Source organism: Pseudomonas kermanshahensis, assembly GCF_014269205.2.
In the GTDB taxonomy this organism is placed as follows: Bacteria; Pseudomonadota; Gammaproteobacteria; order Pseudomonadales; family Pseudomonadaceae; genus Aquipseudomonas; species Aquipseudomonas kermanshahensis.
Genome location: NZ_JABWRY020000001.1, coordinates 4,479,572 through 4,501,502, shown reverse-complemented (window position 1 = coordinate 4,501,502; position 21,931 = coordinate 4,479,572). Strand labels below are relative to the sequence as shown.

Annotated in this window: 19 protein-coding genes; 8 read left to right on the top strand and 11 right to left on the bottom strand. The window is 65.1% G+C overall.

Annotated elements, in window-relative coordinates; translation table 11 throughout:
* Nucleotides 1–2: 2 nt before the first annotated feature.
* The 10 genes from pdeM to HU764_RS20130 all read right to left on the bottom strand — a co-directional run bounded on the left by pdeM (nt 3) and on the right by HU764_RS20130 (nt 11,767).
* The gene (gene pdeM / locus HU764_RS20175; RefSeq protein ID WP_186702568.1) at nt 3–656 is read right to left on the bottom strand and encodes a ligase-associated DNA damage response endonuclease PdeM; all 654 of its coding nucleotides are present in this window, start codon (nt 654–656) and stop codon (nt 3–5) included.
* Nucleotides 653–3,106 (bottom strand): ligase-associated DNA damage response DEXH box helicase, encoded by a 2,454-nt coding sequence (locus HU764_RS20170; protein ID WP_186682749.1) that lies wholly within the window; start codon nt 3,104–3,106, stop codon nt 653–655. The genes pdeM and HU764_RS20170 overlap by 4 nt, the downstream gene beginning before the upstream one ends.
* Nucleotides 3,107–3,173: 67 nt before the next feature.
* Nucleotides 3,174–4,289 (bottom strand): succinylglutamate desuccinylase/aspartoacylase family protein, encoded by a 1,116-nt coding sequence (locus tag HU764_RS20165; RefSeq protein ID WP_027594211.1) that lies wholly within the window; start codon nt 4,287–4,289, stop codon nt 3,174–3,176.
* A gap of 98 nt (nt 4,290–4,387) precedes the next feature.
* Nucleotides 4,388–6,046 (bottom strand): ATP-dependent DNA ligase, encoded by a 1,659-nt coding sequence (locus HU764_RS20160; protein WP_186682747.1) that lies wholly within the window; start codon nt 6,044–6,046, stop codon nt 4,388–4,390.
* The gene (locus tag HU764_RS20155) at nt 6,043–7,059 is read right to left on the bottom strand and encodes a ligase-associated DNA damage response exonuclease (RefSeq protein WP_027594213.1); all 1,017 of its coding nucleotides are present in this window, start codon (nt 7,057–7,059) and stop codon (nt 6,043–6,045) included. Before HU764_RS20155 ends, HU764_RS20160 begins: the two co-directional genes overlap by 4 nt.
* 174 nt (nt 7,060–7,233) lie before the next feature.
* Nucleotides 7,234–9,675, bottom strand: coding sequence for a penicillin acylase family protein (locus tag HU764_RS20150; protein ID WP_186702569.1), 2,442 nt, complete (start codon nt 9,673–9,675; stop codon nt 7,234–7,236).
* Between the two features lie 428 nt (nt 9,676–10,103).
* Nucleotides 10,104–10,307 carry an SEC-C metal-binding domain-containing protein gene (locus HU764_RS20145; RefSeq protein ID WP_033694179.1) on the bottom strand — a complete coding sequence of 68 codons (204 nt, stop codon included), beginning with the start codon at nt 10,305–10,307 and terminating at the stop codon, nt 10,104–10,106.
* Between the two features lie 7 nt (nt 10,308–10,314).
* Nucleotides 10,315–10,791 (bottom strand): LEA/WHy family protein, encoded by a 477-nt coding sequence (locus HU764_RS20140; protein ID WP_186682779.1) that lies wholly within the window; start codon nt 10,789–10,791, stop codon nt 10,315–10,317.
* A gap of 2 nt (nt 10,792–10,793) precedes the next feature.
* Nucleotides 10,794–11,270, bottom strand: a complete 477-nt coding sequence (locus HU764_RS20135; RefSeq protein ID WP_099430254.1) for a YchJ family protein — start codon at nt 11,268–11,270, stop codon at nt 10,794–10,796.
* 2 nt (nt 11,271–11,272) lie between these two features.
* Nucleotides 11,273–11,767 carry a DUF6231 family protein gene (locus HU764_RS20130; protein ID WP_027594221.1) on the bottom strand — a complete coding sequence of 165 codons (495 nt, stop codon included), beginning with the start codon at nt 11,765–11,767 and terminating at the stop codon, nt 11,273–11,275.
* A gap of 159 nt (nt 11,768–11,926) precedes the next feature.
* On the opposite strand from HU764_RS20130, the gene HU764_RS20125 reads away from it, so the two are divergent.
* The 3 genes from HU764_RS20125 to HU764_RS20115 all read left to right on the top strand — a co-directional run bounded on the left by HU764_RS20125 (nt 11,927) and on the right by HU764_RS20115 (nt 13,827).
* On the top strand, nt 11,927–12,619 hold the full coding sequence (locus HU764_RS20125; RefSeq protein ID WP_186702570.1) for a PA1041 family peptidoglycan-binding anchor lipoprotein: 693 nt from the start codon (nt 11,927–11,929) through the stop codon (nt 12,617–12,619).
* 181 nt (nt 12,620–12,800) lie between these two features.
* Entirely contained in the window at nt 12,801–13,076 is a 276-nt protein-coding gene (locus HU764_RS20120; RefSeq protein WP_027594223.1) for a DUF1145 domain-containing protein, read from the top strand.
* Complete coding sequence (locus HU764_RS20115; RefSeq protein WP_186702571.1) at nt 13,069–13,827, top strand: collagen-like protein; 759 nt, start codon at nt 13,069–13,071, stop codon at nt 13,825–13,827. Before HU764_RS20120 ends, HU764_RS20115 begins: the two co-directional genes overlap by 8 nt.
* Before the next feature lie 34 nt (nt 13,828–13,861).
* On the opposite strand, the gene HU764_RS20110 is transcribed toward HU764_RS20115, so the two are convergent.
* Nucleotides 13,862–14,326, bottom strand: a complete 465-nt coding sequence (locus HU764_RS20110) for a CopD family protein (protein ID WP_186682740.1) — start codon at nt 14,324–14,326, stop codon at nt 13,862–13,864.
* Between the two features lie 97 nt (nt 14,327–14,423).
* On the opposite strand from HU764_RS20110, the gene dinG reads away from it, so the two are divergent.
* The 5 genes from dinG to pdxH all read left to right on the top strand — a co-directional run bounded on the left by dinG (nt 14,424) and on the right by pdxH (nt 21,906).
* Nucleotides 14,424–16,568, top strand: a complete 2,145-nt coding sequence (dinG, locus tag HU764_RS20105) for an ATP-dependent DNA helicase DinG (RefSeq protein WP_027594226.1) — start codon at nt 14,424–14,426, stop codon at nt 16,566–16,568.
* An 81-nt stretch (nt 16,569–16,649) separates the two neighbouring features.
* A complete protein-coding gene (locus tag HU764_RS20100) occupies nt 16,650–18,887 on the top strand; it encodes a beta-galactosidase (protein WP_186702572.1) in 2,238 nt (745 codons plus the stop codon).
* 120 nt (nt 18,888–19,007) lie between these two features.
* Nucleotides 19,008–20,153, top strand: a complete 1,146-nt coding sequence (locus HU764_RS20095) for a serine hydrolase domain-containing protein (protein WP_099455127.1) — start codon at nt 19,008–19,010, stop codon at nt 20,151–20,153.
* 99 nt (nt 20,154–20,252) lie between these two features.
* On the top strand, nt 20,253–21,239 hold the full coding sequence (locus HU764_RS20090; RefSeq protein WP_099455126.1) for an OmpA family protein: 987 nt from the start codon (nt 20,253–20,255) through the stop codon (nt 21,237–21,239).
* Between the two features lie 19 nt (nt 21,240–21,258).
* Entirely contained in the window at nt 21,259–21,906 is a 648-nt protein-coding gene (pdxH, locus tag HU764_RS20085; protein ID WP_186702573.1) for a pyridoxamine 5'-phosphate oxidase, read from the top strand.
* Nucleotides 21,907–21,931: the final 25 nt, after the last annotated feature.

The following is a 21,931-nucleotide window of genomic DNA, read 5'->3' as shown; positions in this document are numbered from 1 at the left end:
CTTTAGAGCGCCCATACCCGCCCGGCGCCGGCCAGAAACACGCGGTTTTCGGCGTCGGGTTGCACGCGCCAGCCACCGGTGAATTCACCGAAGGCCGGTAGCAAGCTGATCGCGTCACCCATCAGGAAGCAGGGCAGGCGCAGACGTTGTCTGGCCCGCCCTTGCAACACGAACACCGGGTGGACGTGGCCCGCCAGCACCGGGTGCTGAGGGTGAGCGACAGGCTCGTGCTGCAAGGCGAAAGGTGCCAATAGCCATGGTTCTTCGACCACCTCGATGCCCAGCGAATGCGGTGGGTCGCCCGCGTGGCGATCATGGTTGCCAAGCACCAGCACGATGCGCAGTCCGGCATGCCGTTCCCGCCATGTTTGCAGCTTGGCCAGCGTTGCCGGTGCGCGCGCGGTTTTGGCATGCAGGAAATCGCCCAAAATGATCAGCATCTGGCACTCATGGCTTGTCAGCAGTTGGTCTAGGCGCGCCAAGGTGGCCTCGGTTGTGCCCCGCGGCACGGGCTGATGCAGGGCGCGATAGCTGGCAGCTTTGCCAATATGCACATCCGCTACCAGCAGGGCCCGGCGGGCAGGCCAGTACAGCGCTTTGTCCGGCAGTAACCACAGGGTTTCGCCGCAGTGCTCGATGGCCAGGTGATCATTCATGCGTTGTTACCCGCCACTTTTTCCAGGTCTGCCACCATCCGCGCAATGCGGTCTGCGAGTTTTTCTGTGCTCAAGGTTTCGCGCATGCCTTCCACCAGCAGGGTAAAGGCCAGTGGCCCTGGGCGGCGTAATTCACGCAGGTCCAGCTGCAGTTGGCCCAGCTTCGCCAACTGCCGGTGCAACCGCTCGATTTCCAGTTCTTCGCGCAATACTTCGTCCCGTGCCTGGCCCAGCAGCAGGTTGTCGGCATCGTGCTTGCGAAACACCTCGTAGAACAGCCCGCTCGACGCCTGGATCTGCCGGGTGCTCTTTTGCGCCGCCGGGTAGCCGCCAAACACCAGGCCGGCGATCTGGGCGATCTCGCGAAAGCGCCTTAGCGCCATCTCGCCTGCATTCAGGCTGGCCAGTACATCCTCCAGCAGGTGCTCGGTCGAGAGCGCGCTGGGCAAATGCCTGGCCCAGTCCACGGCGCTTGGGCTGAGCAACTCAAAGCCATAGTCACTGACCGCAATTGAGACCGAAAGCGGTTGCACCTGGCTGACCCGCCAGGCAATCAGGTTGGCCAAGCCGAGGTTGGCCATGCGCCCGGCGAACGGGTACAGAAAAAGGTGCGAGCCTTGGCGAGATTTTAACGTTTCGGCCAGCAGCGTGCGGGTAGTCGGCAGTGCAGACCAGCTTGCCTGCAAGGCCAGCAATGGGCGCACGGCGCGCATTTCCGGGCCTTCGTAACGCTGGTGGGCGGCGGCATCGAGTTGTTCGACCAGGGCATCGGCCAGTTCGCTGGACAGCGGCATCCGCCCACCATTCCAGCGGGCCACGGCGGCCTTGCGCGAGGTGCTGCGGCGGACGTAGGCGGTCATGTTCTCGACGCGCACCAGTTCCAGCACGCGCCCTGCGAAGACCAGGCTATCACCGGGCCGCAGGCGGGCGATGAACGCTTCCTCGACACTGCCCAGCGACTTGCCACCGCCGCCTTTGCTCCAGTACTTGAGCTGCAGGCTGGCCTCGCTGACGATGGTGCCGATGCCCATGCGGTGGCGCCGTGCCAGGCGCTCGCTGGCAACCCGCCAGACCCCGTCGGCGTGGGGTTCGACACGTTGGTAGTCAGGGTAGGCGCTGAGCGAGTTGCCGCCGTGGCAGACGAAGTCCAGCGCCCACTGCCACTGGCTGTCGCGCAACGCGCGGAAGGCCCAGGTGCTGCGTACCTCGGCCAGCAACTGCTCGGGGCGAAAGCCACTGCCCAAGGCCATGCTGACCAGGTGTTGCACCAGCACATCCATACACAGCTGTGGTGAGCGCCGGGCCTCGATCTGCCCGGCGAGCAGGGCATGCCGGGCCGCAGCGGCCTCCACCAGTTCCAGGCTGTGGGTGGGCACCAAGGTAACCCGCGAGGGGCGCCCCGGTGCGTGCCCAGAGCGACCGGCGCGCTGCATCAGGCGGGCGATGCCTTTGGCCGAGCCGATCTGCAGCACCCGCTCCACGGGCAGGAAATCCACGCCCAGGTCCAGGCTGGAGGTGCAGATGACGGCTTTAAGCGTACCTTGCTTCAAGTTTCGTTCGACCCAGTCGCGGGTGTCGCGGGACAACGAAGCGTGGTGCAGGGCGATCAGGCCGGCCCAGTCGGGGCGTGCCTCGAGCAGCGCCTGGTACCACAGTTCGGCCTGGGCGCGGGTGTTGGTGAAGACCAGGCTGCTGGCGCTGCTGTCGAGCTCCCGGCTGACCTGATCGAGCATCTTCAAGCCCATGTGCCCTGCCCAGGGGAACCGCTCGATCGCGTCGGGCAGCAGGGTATCGACCTGCAGTTGCTTGTCTTGCCGGCCTTGCACCAGCAACCCATCGCCTGGCAACAGCACGTCGCGTGCGTGCTGCAGGTTGCCGAGGGTGGCCGAGAGGCCCCAGGTCAGCAGCGGCGGGTGCCAGTGGCGCAGGCGTGCCAGGGCCAGTTGCAATTGCACGCCACGCTTGTTGCCCAGCAGCTCATGCCATTCATCCACCACCACCAGGCGCAGGTTGGCGAAGTCGTCACGGGCCTGTGCCCGGGTCAGCAGCAGTGTCAGGCTCTCGGGGGTAGTAATCAACACGCTGGGCAGGCGCCGGGCCTGTCGCGCGCGTTCGGCGCTGCCAGTGTCGCCACTGCGCACGCCCACGCTCCAGTTCAGGCCCAGCTCATCGAGCGGCGCTTGCAAGGCACGCGCGGTGTCGGCGGCCAAGGCGCGCATGGGCGTCACCCACAGCACCTGCAAGGGGGCCGGCTGGCGGGCTGAGCTGGCAACGGCGAACGCGCGCAGGGCCGCCAGCCAGACGGCGTAGGTTTTGCCGGCGCCGGTACTGGCGTGCAACAGCCCGGACTCGCCGCGTTCGACGGCCGCCCAGACACGGCGCTGAAAGGCGAAGGGTTTCCAGCCGCGCAGGGCGAACCAGGCGTTGGCGAGGTCGGTGGAGGCTGCCATGGGGCGGGTGATCCTTCGAAGGCTGTGCTTCTACTGACCGCCCGCCAGGGGCATTGGTTTTACCGGATCAGTTCCCCAGCAGGTAGCCGCTGCGGCACACCTGCTCGCCCGCCACATGGGCGATGACCATGCCTGCCGTCGCCATGCGGCGCACGCTACGGGCGTACAGCAGGCCGGGTTGGCTGTTGCGCACCGCAGTCACCCGGTCGTTGAGCGGGTCGATGACTTCGGCGATCAACTGGTCGGCTTGCAGGTGCTGGCCTGGGCGCGCGTGGTACACCAGCAACCCGCCAAGCGGCGTCGACACGGGCTCTACGGCCGCCAGGGGCGTGGCCGCGCGGGGCAGTGGAGGAAGGGGGGCGCAGGTGCCTTCGATGACGCCGTTGTGGGTCAGGAAGTCGAGGATCGCCTGGCAGTCTTTGCCGGCCAGGTCATGGCTCACATCCGCCTGGCCGCGCAATTCGACAGTGACCGAGCAACAGCCCAGCGGAATCGGGAAGCGCTTGCCAAAGCGTTGCTGCAACTGCCACCAGACCAGGCTGAAGCATTCATCGAACGATTGGCCGCCTGAGTCAGTGGCCAGCAGGCTCGCCTGGGCGCCCAGGTAGCGGGCCAGTGGCTCGATCTGTGGCCAGGCATCGGGCGTCGTGTACAGGTGCTCGACGGCTTCGAAGTCGCAGTGCAGGTCGAGTATCAGGTCGGCGTCGCAAGCCAGGCGTTGCAAGATCAGGCGTTGGGCCTGGAGTGGGGTGCGTGCGGGGTGGGCGTCCAGCCCGCGGCGCAGGTATTCGCGGATCAAGGCGACGTTGTGTGCGGCGTCCTGGGTCAGGTGCTCTTCGATCTGATCGCCGATGGAATCGGACAGGTCGACGAAGTTGCGATTGAAATTCTCGCCACTCTGCAGTTCGAAGCGCCCCAACGGGGCGTCCAGCAGCACCTGTTCGAGACCGACCGGGTTAGCCACCGGCACCAGGATGATTTCCCGCTGCAGACGGCCCTGTTGTTCCAGCTCGGCCAGCCTGCGCTTGAGGTGCCAGGCCACCAGCATACCGGGCAGTTCGTCGGCATGCAGCGAGGCCTGGATGTACACCTTGCCGCCACCGCGTGGGCCAAAGTGAAAGCTGTGCAGTTGGCGTGAAATGCCCGGTACGGGAGAAAGCAGGTCGTGGGTCGAATGGTGCATGGTAGTCCTGGCTACGTGGCGAATACGGTCTGCGACACGGGTCGGCACAAAGATAGAAGCATAATTTTTGCGTCTGCGCCTGTGCGAATTAGGCACTGTCAGATCAGCAGCGCCTGCAGTGTCGCGAGGTCGTCGGCTTCTTCGACCGGTTTGTCCAGGCGCCAGCGCAGCATGCGTGGAAAGCGCACGGCGATGCCGCTTTTATGGCGTTTGGACAGGGCAATGCCTTCGAAACCCAGTTCGAACACCAAGGTCGGGGTCACGCTGCGCACCGGGCCGAACGTTTCCACTGTGGTTTTGCGGATGATCGCGTCAACCTTGCGCATCTCTTCGTCGCTCAGCCCTGAGTACGCCTTGGCGAAGGGCACCAATGCTCGCCCGGCCGTGCCGGGGGGCGCGTCCCAGACGGCGAAGGTGTAGTCGCTGTAGAGGCTGGCGCGGCGGCCGTGGCCACGCTGGGCGTAGATCAACACGGCATCGACGCTGAACGGGTCGATTTTCCACTTCCACCAGGTGCCCATGTCTTTGGTGCGACCCACGCCATACAAGGCCTCGCGCTGCTTGAGCATCAGGCCTTCCACGCCCAGGCTGCGCGACTGCTCGCGCTGTTCGGCCAGCTCGGCCCAGGTTTGCCCTTCGAGCAAGGGCGACAGCAGCACAGGCGCTAGCGGGTAATCTGCCACCAGGTGTTGCAACTGTTGACGACGTACGTGCTGCGCCTGGTTGCGCCAATCCTCGCCCTGCCATTCCAACAGGTCATAGGCCTGCAGCACCACGGGCGCGTCGGCCAGCAGCTTCTTGCCCAGGGTCTTGCGGCCCAGGCGTTGCTGCAACAGTGCGAAGGGTTGCACGGCCAGGGCATCGTCCGTTGCCCCTGGTTTCCACACCAGGATCTCGCCATCGAGCACGACGCCGTCCGGCAGTGTTTGCGCCAGGCTGTGCAGCTCGGGGAAGCGATCGGTGACGAGCTCTTCGCCACGCGACCAGACCCACAGCTGGCCGTCGCGCTTGACCACCTGTGCGCGGATGCCATCCCACTTCCATTCGATCTGCCAGTCGCTCGGCGGGCCGAGTTGCGCGTCAAACTGCTCGACGGGCGCCTGCAGCGGGTGGGCCAGAAAAAAAGGATAGGGCTGACCGCCACGCTGGCGGTGTTCATCCGCCGACTCGGCAGCGATCAACTGCTGGTAGCCGGCGGCGGTAGGGCGGTGGCTGATGTCGGTGTAGCCGACCAGGCGCTGGGCCACGCGCTTGGCGTCCAGGCCGGCCAGTTGCGCCAGGGCGCGGGTGACCAATAGCTTGGACACGCCGACGCGAAAGCTGCCGGTGATCAGCTTCAGGCACAGCATCAGGCTTGGCCGGTCGAGCTGCGCCCAGAGTGGGGGCAGGCGCTGGCGGATCACGTCGGGCGGCAGGCCTCGAAGGGGCAGCAGGTGTGTCTCGACCCAGTGGGCCAACCCCTCGTCGCTGCCATGGCTGTTCTCGGGCAGCAGCAACGAGATCGTTTCGGCCAGGTCGCCCACGGCTTGATAGCTCTCTTCGAACAGCCATTCAGGCAGTTCTGCCAGCTCAGTCGCCAGTTCGCGCAGCACACGGGTTGGCACCAGTTGCCGCGGGCGGCCGCCGGCGAGGAAGTACACGGCCCAGGCCGCATCCTCGGCAGGCGCCTGGGCAAAGTAGTCGCGCAAGGCGTCGAGCTTGGCGTTGCTGGAGGTGGTCGCGTCCAGGCGCAGGTACAGTGCGGCGAAGGCTTTCATGCCTCGGGCTCCGAGGTCGCGGGCTCGTCTTCGTCGCCGTATTCGGTGGCGAAGGCGCGAGCATCCAGGCCCTGTTCGTTCAAGTAGCGCACCAGCACGTTAACCGAGCCATGGGTGACCATCACGCGCTCAGCGCCGGTCTGGCCAATGGCCCACAGCAGGCCCGGCCAGTCGGCGTGGTCCGACAGCACGAAGCCGCGGTCGACGCCACGCCGCCGGCGTGTGCCGCGCAACAGCATCCAGCCGCTGGCGAAGGCATCGCTGTAATCGCCGAAACGCCGCATCCAGCTACTGCCCCCGGCAGAGGGCGGGGCCAGGACCAAGGCTTGGCGCATCAACGGGTCGTTGCGCGGGATGTCGCCGGCATAGCGGGTTTCCGGCAGGTGCACGCCAGCTTCGCGGTACACCCGGTTCAATGGCTCGACCGCGCCGTGTACCAGAATCGGCCCGATGCTCGCGTCCAGCCCGTGGAGAATGCGCTGCGCTTTGCCGAAGGCGTAGCAGAACAACACGCTGGCCTTGCCCTGTGCGCAATTGGCGCGCCACCAGGCGTTGATACCGGCGAACACCTGAGGCTGGCGGGGCCAGCGGTAGATAGGCAGGCCGAAGGTCGACTCGGTGATGAAGGTGTGGCAACGCACTGGCTCGAACGGGGCGCAGGTGCCATCGGGTTCGACTTTGTAGTCGCCCGAAGCGACCCAAACCTGGCCTTGGTATTCCAGGCGTACTTGCGCCGAGCCCAGCACATGGCCGGCGGGGTGCAAGCTTAGGGTGACACCGTGGTGGAGGATGCGCTCGCCGTAGGCCAAGGTTTGCAGGTTGATGTCCTGGCCCAGTCGGCTGCGCAGGATGCCCGCGCCGGGCGCGGCGGTCAGGTAGTGATTATTGCCGGTGCGGGCGTGGTCGCCGTGGCCGTGGGTGATGATGGCACGGTCCACCGGCCGCCAGGGGTCGATGTAGAAATCACCGGGCGGGCAGTACAGGCCTTCGGGGCGGGCGATAACGAGGTCCATGGCACGGGCGCCGGTGGTGGGTTACCAGTTAGGAGCGCGGTGGGCGATGGGAAGTTCGAGTGAGTTCGTCGTGGGGGTTGTGGCGCCTGTGAAATCGAGCGCCGCGCGTGCGGCGCTCGATCTCACAGGCGCTATAGGGAGGCGTCATGCACTCACGGCATCACACCATTCCCTTTACCGACCCGGCACCAAGGTCAGCCGCTGGCTCCCATAGGCCCGCCCAAAGTTCTGCGGTTGCAGCGGCAGGCTCATGAAACGCCCCTTGAACCAGGCATCCAACCCGTCGCTGTAGTGCGGGCTTGCCGCGTTGCCGGACTGGCCGCTGCTGGTCAGCACCTGCAACGGTTCGGCCTGGCCGAAATCGACGACCATGCGTGCCGACGCTGGCAGGCGGGTGTCGAAGTCCCTGCCCCAGGCGTAGGGGGTGAGGGCCAGGGTACTAAAGTCGCCGCCGGCAGCCAGCGGTGAACGGCTGAGGGCATCACCCAGGCCATGGTAGGCCGGTGCCGGCCAGCGGTACTGGTGCAGCTTGCCCCACTGCCAAGCGCGGCGGTCGGCGCCGAGTTGCGCAGTGCCGGCATCCACCGCAGCGGCCAGGCTGCGGGCGAGAATCACCGGTTTGTCTTCTTTCTGCGGGGTGCTGCGGTCATCCCAGAACGGGCTGTCCTCGCGGCCCAGCAGGTGATCGGCCTGTGCCGAGTAGGAGAGCCGCGCATTGCTGACGAAGGCCTGCCAGGCAGGGCTGGATTCTGGCCCGAGGTCGTCGAGGAAGGTTTCGCGGGCGAAGGCCTGAAGGAACAGCTCGTACAGCGCGGCATCTGCCGACACCGGGCTCAGCCGGCCATCGAATGCCTTGAGCCGGGCCAAGGCGTCGCGAGCCTTATCACGCTGTGCAGGTGGCAGGGCATCGATGGCTTGCTTGAGCGGTTGAGCCATACCCGGTGCGTCGAACATCTGCTTGAGCTTGTCGGCCAGCAGGGTGACTTGATCGTTTTGCAGGGCCATCAGGCTGCGGCTGTCGTGACGGCCGTTGCCTGCCAACTGAGCCAGGCGCTCGGCGCGCTCGGGGTAGTACCAGGTGTTGGATAACTGCATGCCGTAGCCGCGCGGCAGGCTGCGCTGGTTGGCGTGGCCGATCCAGCCAGCCGGCGGGTCCTGATCGTAAGGGTGCAGCATCGGGTCAGCGTAACCGTCCCAGTCGTAACGGCCGTCCCAGCCGGGCGAAGGCAGCAGGCCCTGGCCTTCGCGGCGGTTTGGGTAGCGCCCGCTGACTTGCCAGCCGATGTGCTCTGGCTCGGCGAAGACGAAGTTGAGCGCCGCGGCGGCGACTTCGCGGGTGCTGTCGAATGCCCGTTCGACGGTCTTGGCGCGGGTCAGGTCGAACAGCGCGTCGAGGCTGCGGTCGCCCTTGAAATGAGGCAGGTTCAGGGCCAGGCCCAGGCTGGCGCTTGCCGGCTGGGCAAGGAGGGTGCCGTGGCGCGTGTCGTACATGACCTCGCGCAGCGGGCGTTGGCCACGCACGAAGAAGGTTTCGCTGCGTGCCCGTGCTGGCAGCCATTTGCCGTCGGCCAGGTAGCTCAGCTGGTTGCCTTGGCGGCGCAGTTGCTCCAGGTACAGGTCCTGGTTGTCGGCCATCACGGCGCTGCTGCTCCAGGCGATCTTGCCGTTGTAGCCGGCCAGCACAATCGGCAGGCCCGGCAGCGACAGGCCGGCGACCTGGTACTTGCCAGTGTGGATCTGCACCGGGCTTAGCGCCCAGGCGGCCTGGCTGTCGCTGGCCAGCAGGCTCTTGCCGCTGCGGCTGCGTTGGCCTGCCAAGGCCAGGTTGGCCGAGCCTGGGCTGCCGAGCAGGTCGAGGTCGGCGAGCTTTTGGCTGGCTGCCGCCAGGGCGGGCAAGCCGGGTAGCTGGCTGGCGAGGTTGAGGCCCTTGAGCTTTTCCACTTCGCTGTCGGCCAACGGTTCGTCCGGTGCGCCGGGCAGCAGCCAGGCCAGCTTGTCGCTGCCGACCTTCTGCGCCAGGGTCAGGGCGCTGAGTTCTTCTTGCAGGTTCACCGATTGGCTGAAGGCGTACAGGCTGAAGATCAGCGCCGAGTCTTCTGGCTTCCAGTACTCAGGGCGATGGCCGCTGCTGGCCAGGCTGGCGGGCAGCTTGTCGCGGTAGCGGAACAGGTAGGCGTTGACGCCGCGGGCGTAGACCTCGAAGAAGCGCTTGAGCCGTGGCGAGGCGTCGGCGTATTGCTGGGCGGCGCTTTGCTTGAGGTTGGCGGCGCGCATCAGGCGGTCGATGTCGAGGGCATCGCTGCCGGCAAGTTCGGCGAGGCGGCCTTGGGCGAGCAGGCGCATGGCGACCATCTGCTCGATGCGATCCCCGGCGTGTACGTAACCGAGGCTGAACAGCGCGTCATGGAAGTTGCCGCTCTCGATCAACGGTGCGCCCATGGCATTGCGCCGGACCGAGACGTTTTGTGCCAGGCCTTTGAGCGGCTGTACGCCGGTGGTCGGTGGCACGCTGTCCTGGTAGCCGCCCATCTGGCAACCGGCGAGTCCGAGCATGCCGAGCAGCGTGGCAGCGGTCTTGAACCGCGGGCGGAAGGGAGGAAAGGCGGGGGCGGCCATGACAAGGCTCCTGCAAGGCGTGGCGGGGGTTTGGAAGGCGCTAAGGTAGTGAGCACGCAGGCGCGGTGCAAGGTGCTGAGGCGGTTTATTTACGAATGGTATGTGGGAGGGGCGTGCAGGTGTAGGGCTTTAGTGAAGTGGTGTTCTCGAGATCGAGCGCCGCCCGCGCGGCGCATCGCGAGCAACGCTCGCTCCTACGTTTGTTTCGGGCCAATTTTTCCTGTGGCATTGGCGCGCGGCCCCTTGGCGCCTGACACGATATCGAGTCGAACAAACAAGGCGGTCGCGCGCCTCTATCACAGGCTTTACTGGCCCGAAACAAACGTAGGAGCGAGCGTTGCTCGCGATGCGCCGCGCGGGCGGCGCTCGATCTTGAGAGCATCACATCACTCAAGCCCTACACCCAGGCCCTCAGCACAACGTGCCGATCAAGCGCCGTGGCACTTCTTGAACTTCTTCTCGCTGCCGCAAGGGCAAGGATCGTTGCGGCCAACGTCCTTCAGGGCGTTACGAACAGGTTCCTGATGGCCGTGGTTGCAGTGCGGGCCGTGCACATGGCCATGGTCGTGATCGTGGTGGTGATCATGATCGTGGTTGCAGTCAGGGCCATGAACATGAGGTTGCTGGGTCATTGCAAAGTTACTCCGGTATGAAATCACCGGGGATTATCTCACCACTGCGCGACAAGTGCAGGTCCCGGTGGAACAGCAACCCGGTGGCCAGCTCGCCCTGCAAGGTGTAATGCAGTGGTTGCTCGCTTTTAAGCAGCTTGGCCAGCGGCTTCAGGTGCTGCCACAGGTTGGTCCGCGCGGTGATCTTGAAGGTGCGCCGGGCATGGCCGCCGACGCTGCGCCACACACTGGTCTCATCCTGCACCAGCAACAGGTCGTTGAGCCGTATCGAATACGCCAGGCTGCGGATGAACAAGCGGCTGTCATTCGGGTTGTCGACGCGCAGGTGCAGCACGAACTCCTGCTCAAGTAGCCTGGCCTTGACCGTTTCGACCCTGACCAGGTGCACCTCAGGTTCGCGCCAGTCGTCGCCGCCCCAGCTGACGCAGCCCGCGAGCAGTGCCAGCAGGGCGCCGAGCAGCAGTACGCGGGCCTGGGCGATCATGCTCAGCTGGCCACGTAACTGGCACAGCATTTCTTGAACTTCTGACCGCTGGCGCAAGGGCAAGGGTCGTTGCGCCCGGCCTTCAGCCCGACCGTGGGGTCGATGAAGTACCAGCGCCCCTCATGCTGGACGAACGCCGAGCGCTCGCGGTGCTGGTGATCGCCGTCCTCATCGTGCCAGCGCGCGGTGAAGGTGACAAAACCGTGCTCGGGTTGGCCACCCAGCACCTCGGCGCTTTCCACCTCCAGCCCCAACCAGGTGCTTTGGGCGCTCCAACTGGCCATGGCGGCGCGGTCCAGCGCCGCTTGCTGGGCCGGCAGGGTGGTGCTCACCAGGTAGTCGATCAGGCCCAGCACGTAAGCGCTGTAGCGCGAGCGCATCAGCGTCTGGGCATCCGGTGCCGGGGTTCCGGCATGGTAGTGCCCGCAGCAGGCGTCGAGCAGGTTGCCACTGCCGCAAGGGCAGACCGAGACACTCATCATCACCACCAGTACTTTCCAAAATTTTCAGGGTTGGCCCAGAATCGCGCATTGAGCCAGTCCGGGACTTGCTTGTAGTCATGTAGATCATAGGTGAAGAGGCTCAACACCTGCCCTTCACGACGGAATTTTTCGCTGGCAGACAAGGCCAGGGCGAAAAAGTCGGTGTCTTGCCAACCGCAGGCCGAGAGGTCGGCCAGCACCGCAACCCGGCTGGCATTAAGGTTACGAATGCCGCCCAGCAGTTCCAGGCCGGTACGCTTGGGCAGGTGCTCCAGGCAGTCCACCAGCACCGCCAAGTCGAAGCGTTGACCGGCAAGGTCTGCCGGCAACGGGCCGGGTGCAGTCGTTGCGATGGCCACCTGCGGGTGTGCCTCGGCAAAGGCGTCCAGTGCGGGGAAGCGCGTGCCTACCAGCAACAGGCGTTGAGGGGTAAAACGCTCGAGCAGGGCCGCCAAGGCCTGCTGGGGCGTGCGCTGGGAAAAACCGTCGGTCATTGCCAATCCTCGTTCAAGTCATCCAAGACTAACGGGCCGCAGCGCCTGGGCAAAGCGGCATGTGACCGCGTCGTGGCTTATTGCTGGCAGGGATGGATTGCGCGGTCTTTACTCCCAGAGATCGGCCTTATGCCGATTCCCCTAGGAGAAGCAACGAAAATGAGCATAGTACGCACAGCGATACCCCTGGTACTGCTCACCAGTGTGTTGACTGGTTGTGCAGGTTTGCAAAAAACCGACTGGCCGAAGTGTGCTGCCGTCGGGGGCGTAGGCGGCGCCGCCTTGGGTGCCATCGAGAGTTCCAGCTGGGCTGGCTGGGGCGCGTTGTTGGGCGGTGGCCTGGCGGCGGGCTATTGCTGGGCCCATGGCGATGGCGACGAGGATGGTGACGGCGTGCCGGACAGCCGTGACAAGTGCCCCGGCACCCCACGCGGTGTGCAGGTCGATGCCAATGGCTGCCCGCCCGAACCGGTCGCGGTGGTCGAGGAAGTCGTGGTGCAGAAGGAAGAAGTCATCGTCATCCGCGATGTGCACTTCGAGTTCGACTCTGCGCGTCTGACCGCCAATGATAAAGAGCGGCTGAACACCATCGCCACCCGCCTCAAACAGGAAGCACCGAGTGCCCGCCTGAGTGTCAGCGGCCATACCGACAGCGTGGGCTCTGACACCTACAACCAGAAACTGTCCGAGCGCCGTGCCCATTCGGTGACCGATTACCTGGTCGAGAGCGGTGTGCCGCGCAGCAGCTTCGTCTCGATAGTGGGTGCCGGGGAAACCCAGCCAGTGGCTGACAACGCCACGGCCGATGGGCGCGCCATGAACCGTCGCACCGAGATCAAGATCCAGCGGTGACGGCCAGCACCAGCGTCCGCGCCTGGAGCAGTGGCGCGGACGCAGGCTGCTGGGCAGTTCGATCCGACAAGCGTCACTGCAGGGCCTCTGGCGCACGCCTTGGCATTACAGGTACTGTTGGTCGCACGGCTCGCTCGAACGGGCCGCTTCGACATAACAATAAATGTAGAGGGGCTGGGCTATGAAGTTCATCCTGGGCCTGGGCAAGGTCCTGACCGTTATCTTCTGGGGCGTGGCGCTGTTCAATCTGTTGATGCCGCAACCCTTGCCATTCAATCTTCTGATCAACGCGGCAGGCATTGTCTTGCTGAGCCTGCATGTGCTCGAGGTGTTGTTCTTCAACGCCAGCCTGCGTGGGCGCAGCCACCGTTGGTTCGACCGCTTGCAGATCCTGCTGACGGGGATCTTCCATGTCATGTCCATTCCTCGTGCGCAGGAGGCGCCGCGCAATGCGTAATCTGATGTTGCTGGCGGTGTTGGCCGCGCCCTTGGCCCAGGCCGAAAGCCTTGAGGTGGCTTCCAATTCCATGCTGCGCTTGCCCGACAAGTCGGCCAGCGTGCACCTTGAGTCCCTGCGCGTGGCCGACTCGGCGACGCTGCTTTTGCCTGCCACGCTCACCGAGTTGAAGGTCGATCACCTGCAACTGGGGCGTGAGGCGCGTATCGCCATTGCCCCCGCTGACCACCCGCTGCGCATTGAAGCACGCAGTGCCCGGCTGGGTGAGGGCAGCCAGATCAGTGCCCCGGGTGCGCCAGGCACCTACCAGCGTGCGGCCCGTTCCGGGCGAAGCCTGGACTTGAAGCTGGATGAGTTAGAGGCCGAGCAACTGTCGATCGATGCCCGAGGCGGTGCCGGCGCGCCGGGTTATGCAGGCCTCGATGGTGCCAACGGCCAAGCCGGGGGCTGCACCTGGGGCCAAGCCAGCCGCGGCGCCAATGGCGATAATGGCGGCAACGGGCATGACGGTGCGGCGGGTGGGCGAATTCGCCTGAGTGTGCCGCAGGGCTTTGCTCAATCGCGCATTGTAGTGCGCCTGGATGGCGGTGCCCCGGGCCAGGCCGGCATAGCGGGCAAGGCAGGCAAAGGCGGGGCGAGTAAAGGGTGTTTGGTCTATCGCACCGATGCCGGTGCCAGCGGGCGGCCGGGGCAGCCGGGCCAGCCAGGCCTGGCCGGTGCCTCGGGTGAGTTGATCCTGCAGCGCCTTTGACCCGTGCGGGCGGCGCGGCCCAGGGTTGCGTCGCCTACAGCACCCACCGCGAGCTGGCCACGGCCACCACCGCGATGCCCAGCAGCAGGTTGATGCCGACCATCCGTCGAATCCTGCCCAGTACTGCGGCCCCCGTCGCCCAGTCCTCGGCCTGCACAGCTGTTTTCAGCTCGGGCAGCAGCAAGGCCTGGATGCGCATGAACAGGGCGAACATGGCAATGCCGCCACCGATCATCACATGCACGTACTTGGGCGCGGTCTCGAAGCCTGTGAAGCGCATGTGCAACATGCCGATACCGCTGATCGCCAAAATCGCGACAGCCAACCAGACCCATCTGAAGAAGCGTCGGAAAACTTCCACCCACAACCGCAGGCGCGCAGGCCCGTCGAGGGCTGCAACCGTTGCCGGGCGCAGCACTAGCCAGGCGAAGAACATGCCGCCGACCCAGACCAGCGCGGCCAGGACATGCAGTGTGTAGGGGAGGGCAAAGGCAAGCATCCGGATCTCCATGCGGCATAAAGGGCAATAGCGGGGTATGATAGCCGCCCATGCGAAACACTGAAAATATATCCAGCCCTCCGGGCGCCTGCAGACCATGATCAGCAACGAACTCAAAGCCACCATCCAGGGCGCCTACTCGCGTTTTCTCGAAGCCAAGAGCCTCAAGCCGCGGTACGGCCAGCGCCTGATGATCGCCGAAGTGGCCAAGGTGCTCGGCGACATCGCCTGCGACGATGAAGGCCGCCGTGCCGGCGAGCCTGCCGTTGTCGCCGTCGAGGCGGGTACCGGTACCGGCAAGACGGTCGCCTATGCGCTGGCCGCGATCCCGGCCGCCAAGGCTGCCGGCAAGCGCCTGGTCATCGCCACCGCGACCGTCGCCCTGCAAGAGCAGATCGTCTTCAAGGACCTGCCCGACCTGATGCGCAGCAGCGGGCTGAATTTCAGCTTCGCCCTGGCCAAGGGGCGCGGCCGCTACCTGTGCCTGTCCAAGCTCGATGTGCTGCTGCAAGAAGGCCACGCACAATCGGCCACCGCGCAGTTGTTTGAGGAAGAAGGCTTCCACATCGAAGTCGACGAGCGCAGCCAGAAACTGTTCAACAGCATGATCGAGAAACTGGCGGGTAACCGCTGGGACGGCGACCGCGACAGCTGGTCCGAAGCCCTGGAAGACCAGGACTGGGCGCGCCTGACGACCGATCACAGCCAATGCACCGGCCGCCACTGCCCGAACTTCCAGCAGTGCGTGTTCTATAAAGCGCGCGAGGGCATGGGCAAGGTCGACGTGATCGTCACCAACCATGACATGGTCCTGGCTGACCTGGCCCTGGGGGGCGGCGCGGTGTTGCCCGACCCACGCGACACCATGTACGTGTTCGACGAAGGCCACCACCTGCCAGACAAAGCCATTGGCCACTTCGCCCATTACTCGCGCCTGCGCTCCACCGCCGACTGGCTGGAGCAGACCGCCAAGAACCTCACCAAGCTGCTGGCCCAGCACCCGTTGCCGGGTGACTTGGGCAAACTGATCGAACAGGTGCCGGAGCTGGCACGGGAGATCCGCACCCAGCAGCAGTTCATGTTCACCCTGTGCGAACAGGTCGCGGACTTCCGCCCCAGCGAAGATACCGAGGGCCGTGAACGCCCGCGCTATCGCTTCGAAGGGGGCGTGGTGCCGGAGCAGATCCGCGAGGTGGGCATCGAATTGAAAAAGGGCTTCGCCCGTCTCAACGACCTGTTCACCCGCCTGGCTGACCTGCTGAAGGAAGGCATGGACGGTGAAGTGAATATCGGTATCGCCAGCCACCAGGCCGAAGAATGGTACCCGCTGTTCGGCAGCCTGGTGACCCGCGCCCAGGGCAACTGGGAGCTGTGGACGGCCTTCACCGCCGAAGACCCCGAAGACAGCCCGCCCATGGCGCGCTGGCTGACCCTGGCCGAAAGTGGGGCGTTGTTCGACATCGAAGTCAACGCCAGCCCCATCCTCGCCGCCGAAATGCTCCGTCGCAGCCTGTGGAGTGTCGCCCACGGCGCGCTGGTGACCTCGGCCACGCTCACCGCCCTGGGCAAGTTCGACCGCTACCGCATGCGTTCGGGCCTGCCGCGTGATGCTGTTACCTGCGTGGTCCCCAGCCCATTCGTGCATGGCGATGCCGGCCTGCTGCGGGTGCCCGACCTGGGCGCCGACCCACGTGATGCGGCGGCGCACACCGCCGCCATCATCCGCGAATTACCCAACATGCTCGACGATGCCCGCGGTGCGCTGGTGCTGTTCTCGTCGCGCAAGCAGATGCAGGATGTGTTCGACGGCCTGGACCGGGACTGGCGCAAGCTGGTGCTGATCCAGGGCAACCTGTCCAAGCAGGAGACCCTGAACAAGCACAAGGCGCGGGTCGATGATGGCCAGCACAGCGTGTTGTTCGGCCTGGCCAGCTTTGCCGAAGGTGTCGATTTGCCCGGTGCCTATTGCGAGCATGTGGTGATCGCCAAGATCCCCTTCGCCGTGCCCGACGACCCGGTCGAGGCGGCCCTGGCCGAGTGGATCGAAGCCCGCGGCGGCAACCCGTTCATGGAAATTGCCGTGCCGGATGCCTCGTTGCGGTTGATCCAGGCCTGTGGCCGGTTGCTGCGGACCGAGCAGGATCGCGGCGTCATCACCTTGCTCGATCGGCGCTTGGTCACCCAGCGCTACGGCAAGGCTATTCTCAATGCGCTGCCGCCCTTCCGGCGGGAGATTTCCTGACGGCCGGAGCACACTGCTCCGGCTTGTTGTCCATCACTCAGTCTTGGGCTCACGAGGGCCCTGAAGGAGAGCCCTAGCCCTATGGTCCGCCGTACCCTGCCTGTCGTATTCGCCCTGTTGTTCAGCTCGCCCTTGCTGGCCGGGCAGCAGACGCTGTTCAGCTTCGTGCGCCCGGCCTCGGTGGTCAACGTGGTGACCGAAGATGCCGGCATGCCGCAGTACAACGCAGAGCAAACGGCCGGGGGGGAGGTGCTGCGGCGTGTGGTGTTCAACCCGGTCGAGCGGCCGACCCTGCGCCTGAGCCCGCAGAGCGGTGCCTGGGACTGGTCGGCCGGGCAGATCCTGACCTTGCGCTTGCAAAGCGCCATGGATTGGGCGCTGACTGTGGATGTCACCGTGCTGGGCACTGATGGCCGCACGCTGACCAGCCGCATCGACCTGCCAGCCGGGCCGGCCCAGACAGTGATGGTGCCGCTCACGGCCACCTCGCCGTTGAGCCAGGGTATGCGCGCTGGCCCGCCAATGCCGTGGACGTATGCCGGCCAGCGCCTGCTGCTGACCAGTAGCGCGGGCGCGGTAGACCTCAAGCAAGTGGCCTCTGTCAGCCTGACGATCCCCAACCCCAAGGTGGCGCAGAGCCTGCTGATCGAGAAAGTGGGTATTCAGGATGACGACCAGGCCTACAAAGCGGCCTACCACGAGCTGATTGACGCTTATGGCCAGTCCACGCGTGGCCAATGGCCTGAGAAAATTGCCAACGACGAGCAGCTCAAGGCTGCCGATGTGCGCGAACAGCAGCAACTCAAGGGCTGGCTGGCTGAGCTTGGCAAGCAGCCCCTGGACACCTATGGCGGGCTGCTGGACGGGGCGGCGTTCGAGGCCAAGGGCTTTTTCCGAACCGAGAAGCGTGACGGGCGCTGGTACCTGGTAACGCCGGATGGCCACCCGTTCTACTCGCTGGGTGTCAACGCCGTGGCCGCGGATGGCGGGCGCACCTACGTCGAAGGCCGTGACGGCATGTTCAAGGCGCTGCCCGGCGATAATGATCCGCTGGCGGCGTTCTATGGCAAGGGTAACAACGACGACGGCAATGCCTCGTCGCAAGGGCGCAACTTCAAGCAGGGGCGATGGTTCGACTTCTATGCCGCCAATATCCAGCGCACCTATGGCAAACCTTGCCCGCCCAGCGTTGAGGGGCAGCCTGCAGTAGAGTGCCCGCCATTGGTGTTGGATGCCTCGCGCTGGCAGACGCACGCGCTCGATCGCCTGCAAGCCTGGGGTTTCAACACCCTGGGTAACTGGAGCGATTCGGCGTTGGGCCAGGCCAAGCGCATGCCCTACACCTTGCCGCTGTCGATTGTCGGTGACTATGCCAGCATCAGCACGGGCATGGACTGGTGGGGCAGCATGCCCGACCCCTTCGACCCCCGGTTCGCCATGGCCACTGAGCGCGCGGTCGCCATCGCCGCCCGGGACCACCGTGATGACCCGTGGCTGATCGGCTACTTCGCTGACAACGAGCTGGCCTGGGCCGCACCAGGCAATGACCCCAAGGCCCGCTACGGGCTGGCCTACGGCACACTGCGCCTGACCACCGACGTGCCCGCCAAGCGCGCCTTCCTCAAGCAACTGCGGGACAAATACCGCAACCAGGAGGGCCTGTCCAAGGCGTGGGGGATTGAACTGTCCGCCTGGGAGCTGATGGAAGACCCCGGTTTCGAGGCCCCCTTGCCCAACCCGGAGCACCCGGAAATCGAGCGGGATTACCAGTACTTCCAGCAGGTGTTCGCCGAGACCTATTTCAAGACCATCGCCGATTCGTTGAAGTGGCACGCGCCCAATCACCTGCTGCTCGGCGGCCGCTATGCGGTGAGCACGCCAGAAGCGGTGAAGGCCTGCGCGGAGTTCTGCGACGTGCTGAGTTTCAACTTCTATACCCTCAAGCCTGAGGACGGTTACGACTTCGCCCGCCTTGCCGAGCTGGACAAGCCGGTGCTGGTGTCCGAGTTCCAGTTCGGCTCCCGCGACCGTGGGCCGTTCTGGCCGGGGCCGTTGGAGGTGGCGCGTGAAGAAGACCGTGGGCCGGCCTATGGCAACTTCCTCAAGGCCGCGTTGGCGCAGCCGATGATCGTCGGAGCGCATTGGTTCCAGTACCTGGACCAACCGGCCAGTGGGCGGCTGCTCGATGGTGAGAATGGGCACCTGGGGCTGGTGGCCATCACCGATGTGCCCTACTCAGGGTTCGTCGAGGCGGTGCGTAAAAACAACCAGCAGGCCATTGGTCAGTTGCGTGCGCAGTTGGTCAAGCCGCAGCCGTGAGCCATCGGGGCCGTCAAACGGCCCCTTTACCTGCGACCACCCAGCCTAAGCCAGTTTGCAAAACCGCCAACTACTGAAACAATGCACGCCATTTTCAGAAGGTCGTACGGAGAACAGTGGGTGCAGATCCAGGGTCACTATGAGCTGAAGTTCGAGGCGGTGCGTGAAGCCTTCGCCGAGTTGTTCGATGATCCCCAGGAGCGTGGCGCGGCGCTGTGCATCCAGGTGGGCGGCGAGACCGTGATCGACCTGTGGGCGGGCACCAGCGACAAGGACGGGCAGCAGGCCTGGCACAGCGACACCATCGCCAACCTGTTCTCCTGCACCAAGACTTTCACCGCCGTCACCGCCTTGCAACTGGTAGGCGAGGGCAAATTGGCGCTGGATGTTCCGGTCGCGCGTTACTGGCCCGAATTCGCTCAGGCCGGCAAGCAGTCCATCACCCTGCGCCAGTTGCTCAGCCATCGCGCTGGCCTGCCGGCCATCCGTGAGTTGCTGCCTGCCGAGGCGTTGTATGACTGGCAGGCGATGGTCGATGCCTTGGCCGCCGAAACCCCGTGGTGGGCGCCCGGCACCGAACACGGCTACGCCGCCATCACTTATGGCTGGCTGATCGGGGAGCTGATCCGCCGTGCAGACGGCCGTGGCCCCGGCGATTCGATCGTGGCCCGTACGGCCCGGCCGTTGGGGCTGGACTTCCATGTCGGCCTGGCGGATGAAGCGTTCTACCGTGTGGCGCATATCGCACGCGGCAAGGGTAACCCCGGCGATGCCGCGGCCCAGCGCTTGCTGCAGGTGACCATGCGTGAGCCCGAGGCGCTGTCGACCCGTGCGTTCACCAACCCGCCAGCGATTCTCACCAGTACCAACAAGCCCGAGTGGCGGCGCATGCAGCAACCGGCGGCCAATGGCCACGGCAATGCCCGCAGCCTGGCAGGCTTCTATGCCGGGCTGCTCGATGGCAGCCTGCTCGAGTCCGAACTGCTCGACGAACTCACCCGCGAGCACAGTATCGGGCAGGATCGCACCTTGTTGACCCAGACCCGTTTCGGCCTGGGCTGCATGCTTGACCAGCCCGAGGTGGCCAATGCCACCTTTGGCCTCGGTGCCCGTGCGTTCGGGCATCCCGGCGCAGGCGGCTCGGTAGGTTTCGCCGACCCGGAGCACGATGTGGCATTCGGTTTTGTGGTCAATACCCTTGGCCCGTATGTGCTCATGGACCCAAGAGCCCAGAAGTTGGTCCGCGTCCTTGCCCGTTGCCTTTGATCGGGTAATGCGGGTATTGGCTGACCCCTTTGACTATCCTCAATGTCTACGCTTTAAGTGCGTTGGCAAAATTTTCTTCTATTTCATGGTGTATCGCTGATGTCTTCACATAAAACCTTAGCACTCGCCCTGTGCCTGACCGCCGTCACCGGCTGCGCCAGTCACTCCCCGGACGCCGCGAAGGGCAGTGGTTTCAACTGGTGGCCTTTTGGGTCGGACCAGGTTGCCGAGCAGGAAGTGAAGCAAGCCGTCACCGAAAAGGTCGCCAAGGCCGATGCCAAGTCCGAAAGCGCCAGCCGCTGGTGGTGGCCGTTTGGCGGCGACGACACGGCCAAAGGGCCTGTTGTACCCAAGATCGACCAGAAAGCCACCCAGGCCTGGTTGGACGAATACGAGCCCAAGCTGCGTGAAGCGATCAAGGACAGCAAGCTGGAACTGGAGCGCCGTGACAACGTGCTGGCTGTGACCATTCCGGTGGACAGTTCGTACAACCCTGACCGCCCGAACATGCTGCTGCCGATGACCCTGGGCCCGATCACCCGTGTAGCCAAGACCGTCGAGGGCGATTCCAAGACCGCCGTGTTGGTGCTGGGCCATGCCGACAGCAGCGGTGTTGCTGCGGCTAACCAGAAGCTCAGCCTGGAGCGCGCCGCCTCGGTGTCGGCGATTTTCCGCCTCAGCGGCCTGCAACGTGATCGCCTGAGCCTTAAGGGGATGGGGTCGGTGATGCCGCGCGCCGCCAATGATAGCGCCGAAGGCCGTGCACTGAACCGCCGTGTGGAATTGCTGCTGACGCCTCAGAACACCATGGTCGCGCTGCTGGCCAAATACCAACAGGCCGCGCCAGCACCGACCCCAGCGTCGATGGTCGCGGTTCAGGATGCCAAGGCACCTGCCGCCAAGGCTGTCAGCACCAAACCGGCTGCCAAGGCCGCTGCCAAACCGGCCGCGAAAAAGCCTGTCGCCAAGGCCAAGGCACCCGCTAAGACGGCTGCAAAAAGCAAAGCCGCGCCGGCCAAGCCCGCTGCCAAGAAGGCGACCACCGACAAGAAAGTAGCCGCCAACAGCCCTGCGAAGACCAACTGATCGTCAAGGAAACGCAGCCATGACTCAAACCCTGGCCGATATGCGCCGCGACTACACCCGTGATGGCCTGGCAGAAGCCCAGGCCCCGGGGGAGCCGTTCGCTTTGTTCCACCAGTGGTTCGCCGATGCGGTGAAGACTGAACAGCCCCCGGTCGAGGCCAACGCCTTGACCCTCGCCACGGTCGATGGCGAGGGCCGGCCCCATTGCCGCGTCTTGCTGCTCAAGGGGGTCGATGACCGTGGTTTTACCTTCTTCACCAACTACGAAAGTGCCAAGGGCCAGCAACTGCAGGCCAACCCTTTCGCCGCCATGACGTTCTTCTGGCCGGCGCTGGAGCGCCAGGTACGTATCGAAGGGCGTGTGGAAAAGGTCACGGCCAAGGAGTCGGACGACTACTACCAGGTGCGACCGCTGGGCAGCCGCCTGGGGGCTTGGGCCTCGCCGCAAAGCCAGGTAATAACCGGCCGCGAAGCGTTGGAAGCGCTGGTAGAGGCGACCGAGGCGCGGTTTTGTGACACTCAGCCGCATTGCCCCGAGCACTGGGGAGGGTACCGTCTGTTGCCTGAGCGTATCGAGTTCTGGCAGGGGCGGGCGAGCCGCCTGCATGACCGGTTGAATTACCGCCTGGTGGATGGGCAATGGCTGCGAGAGCGGCTGGCGCCTTGAAAACCCTGGGGCCGCTTGCGGCCCC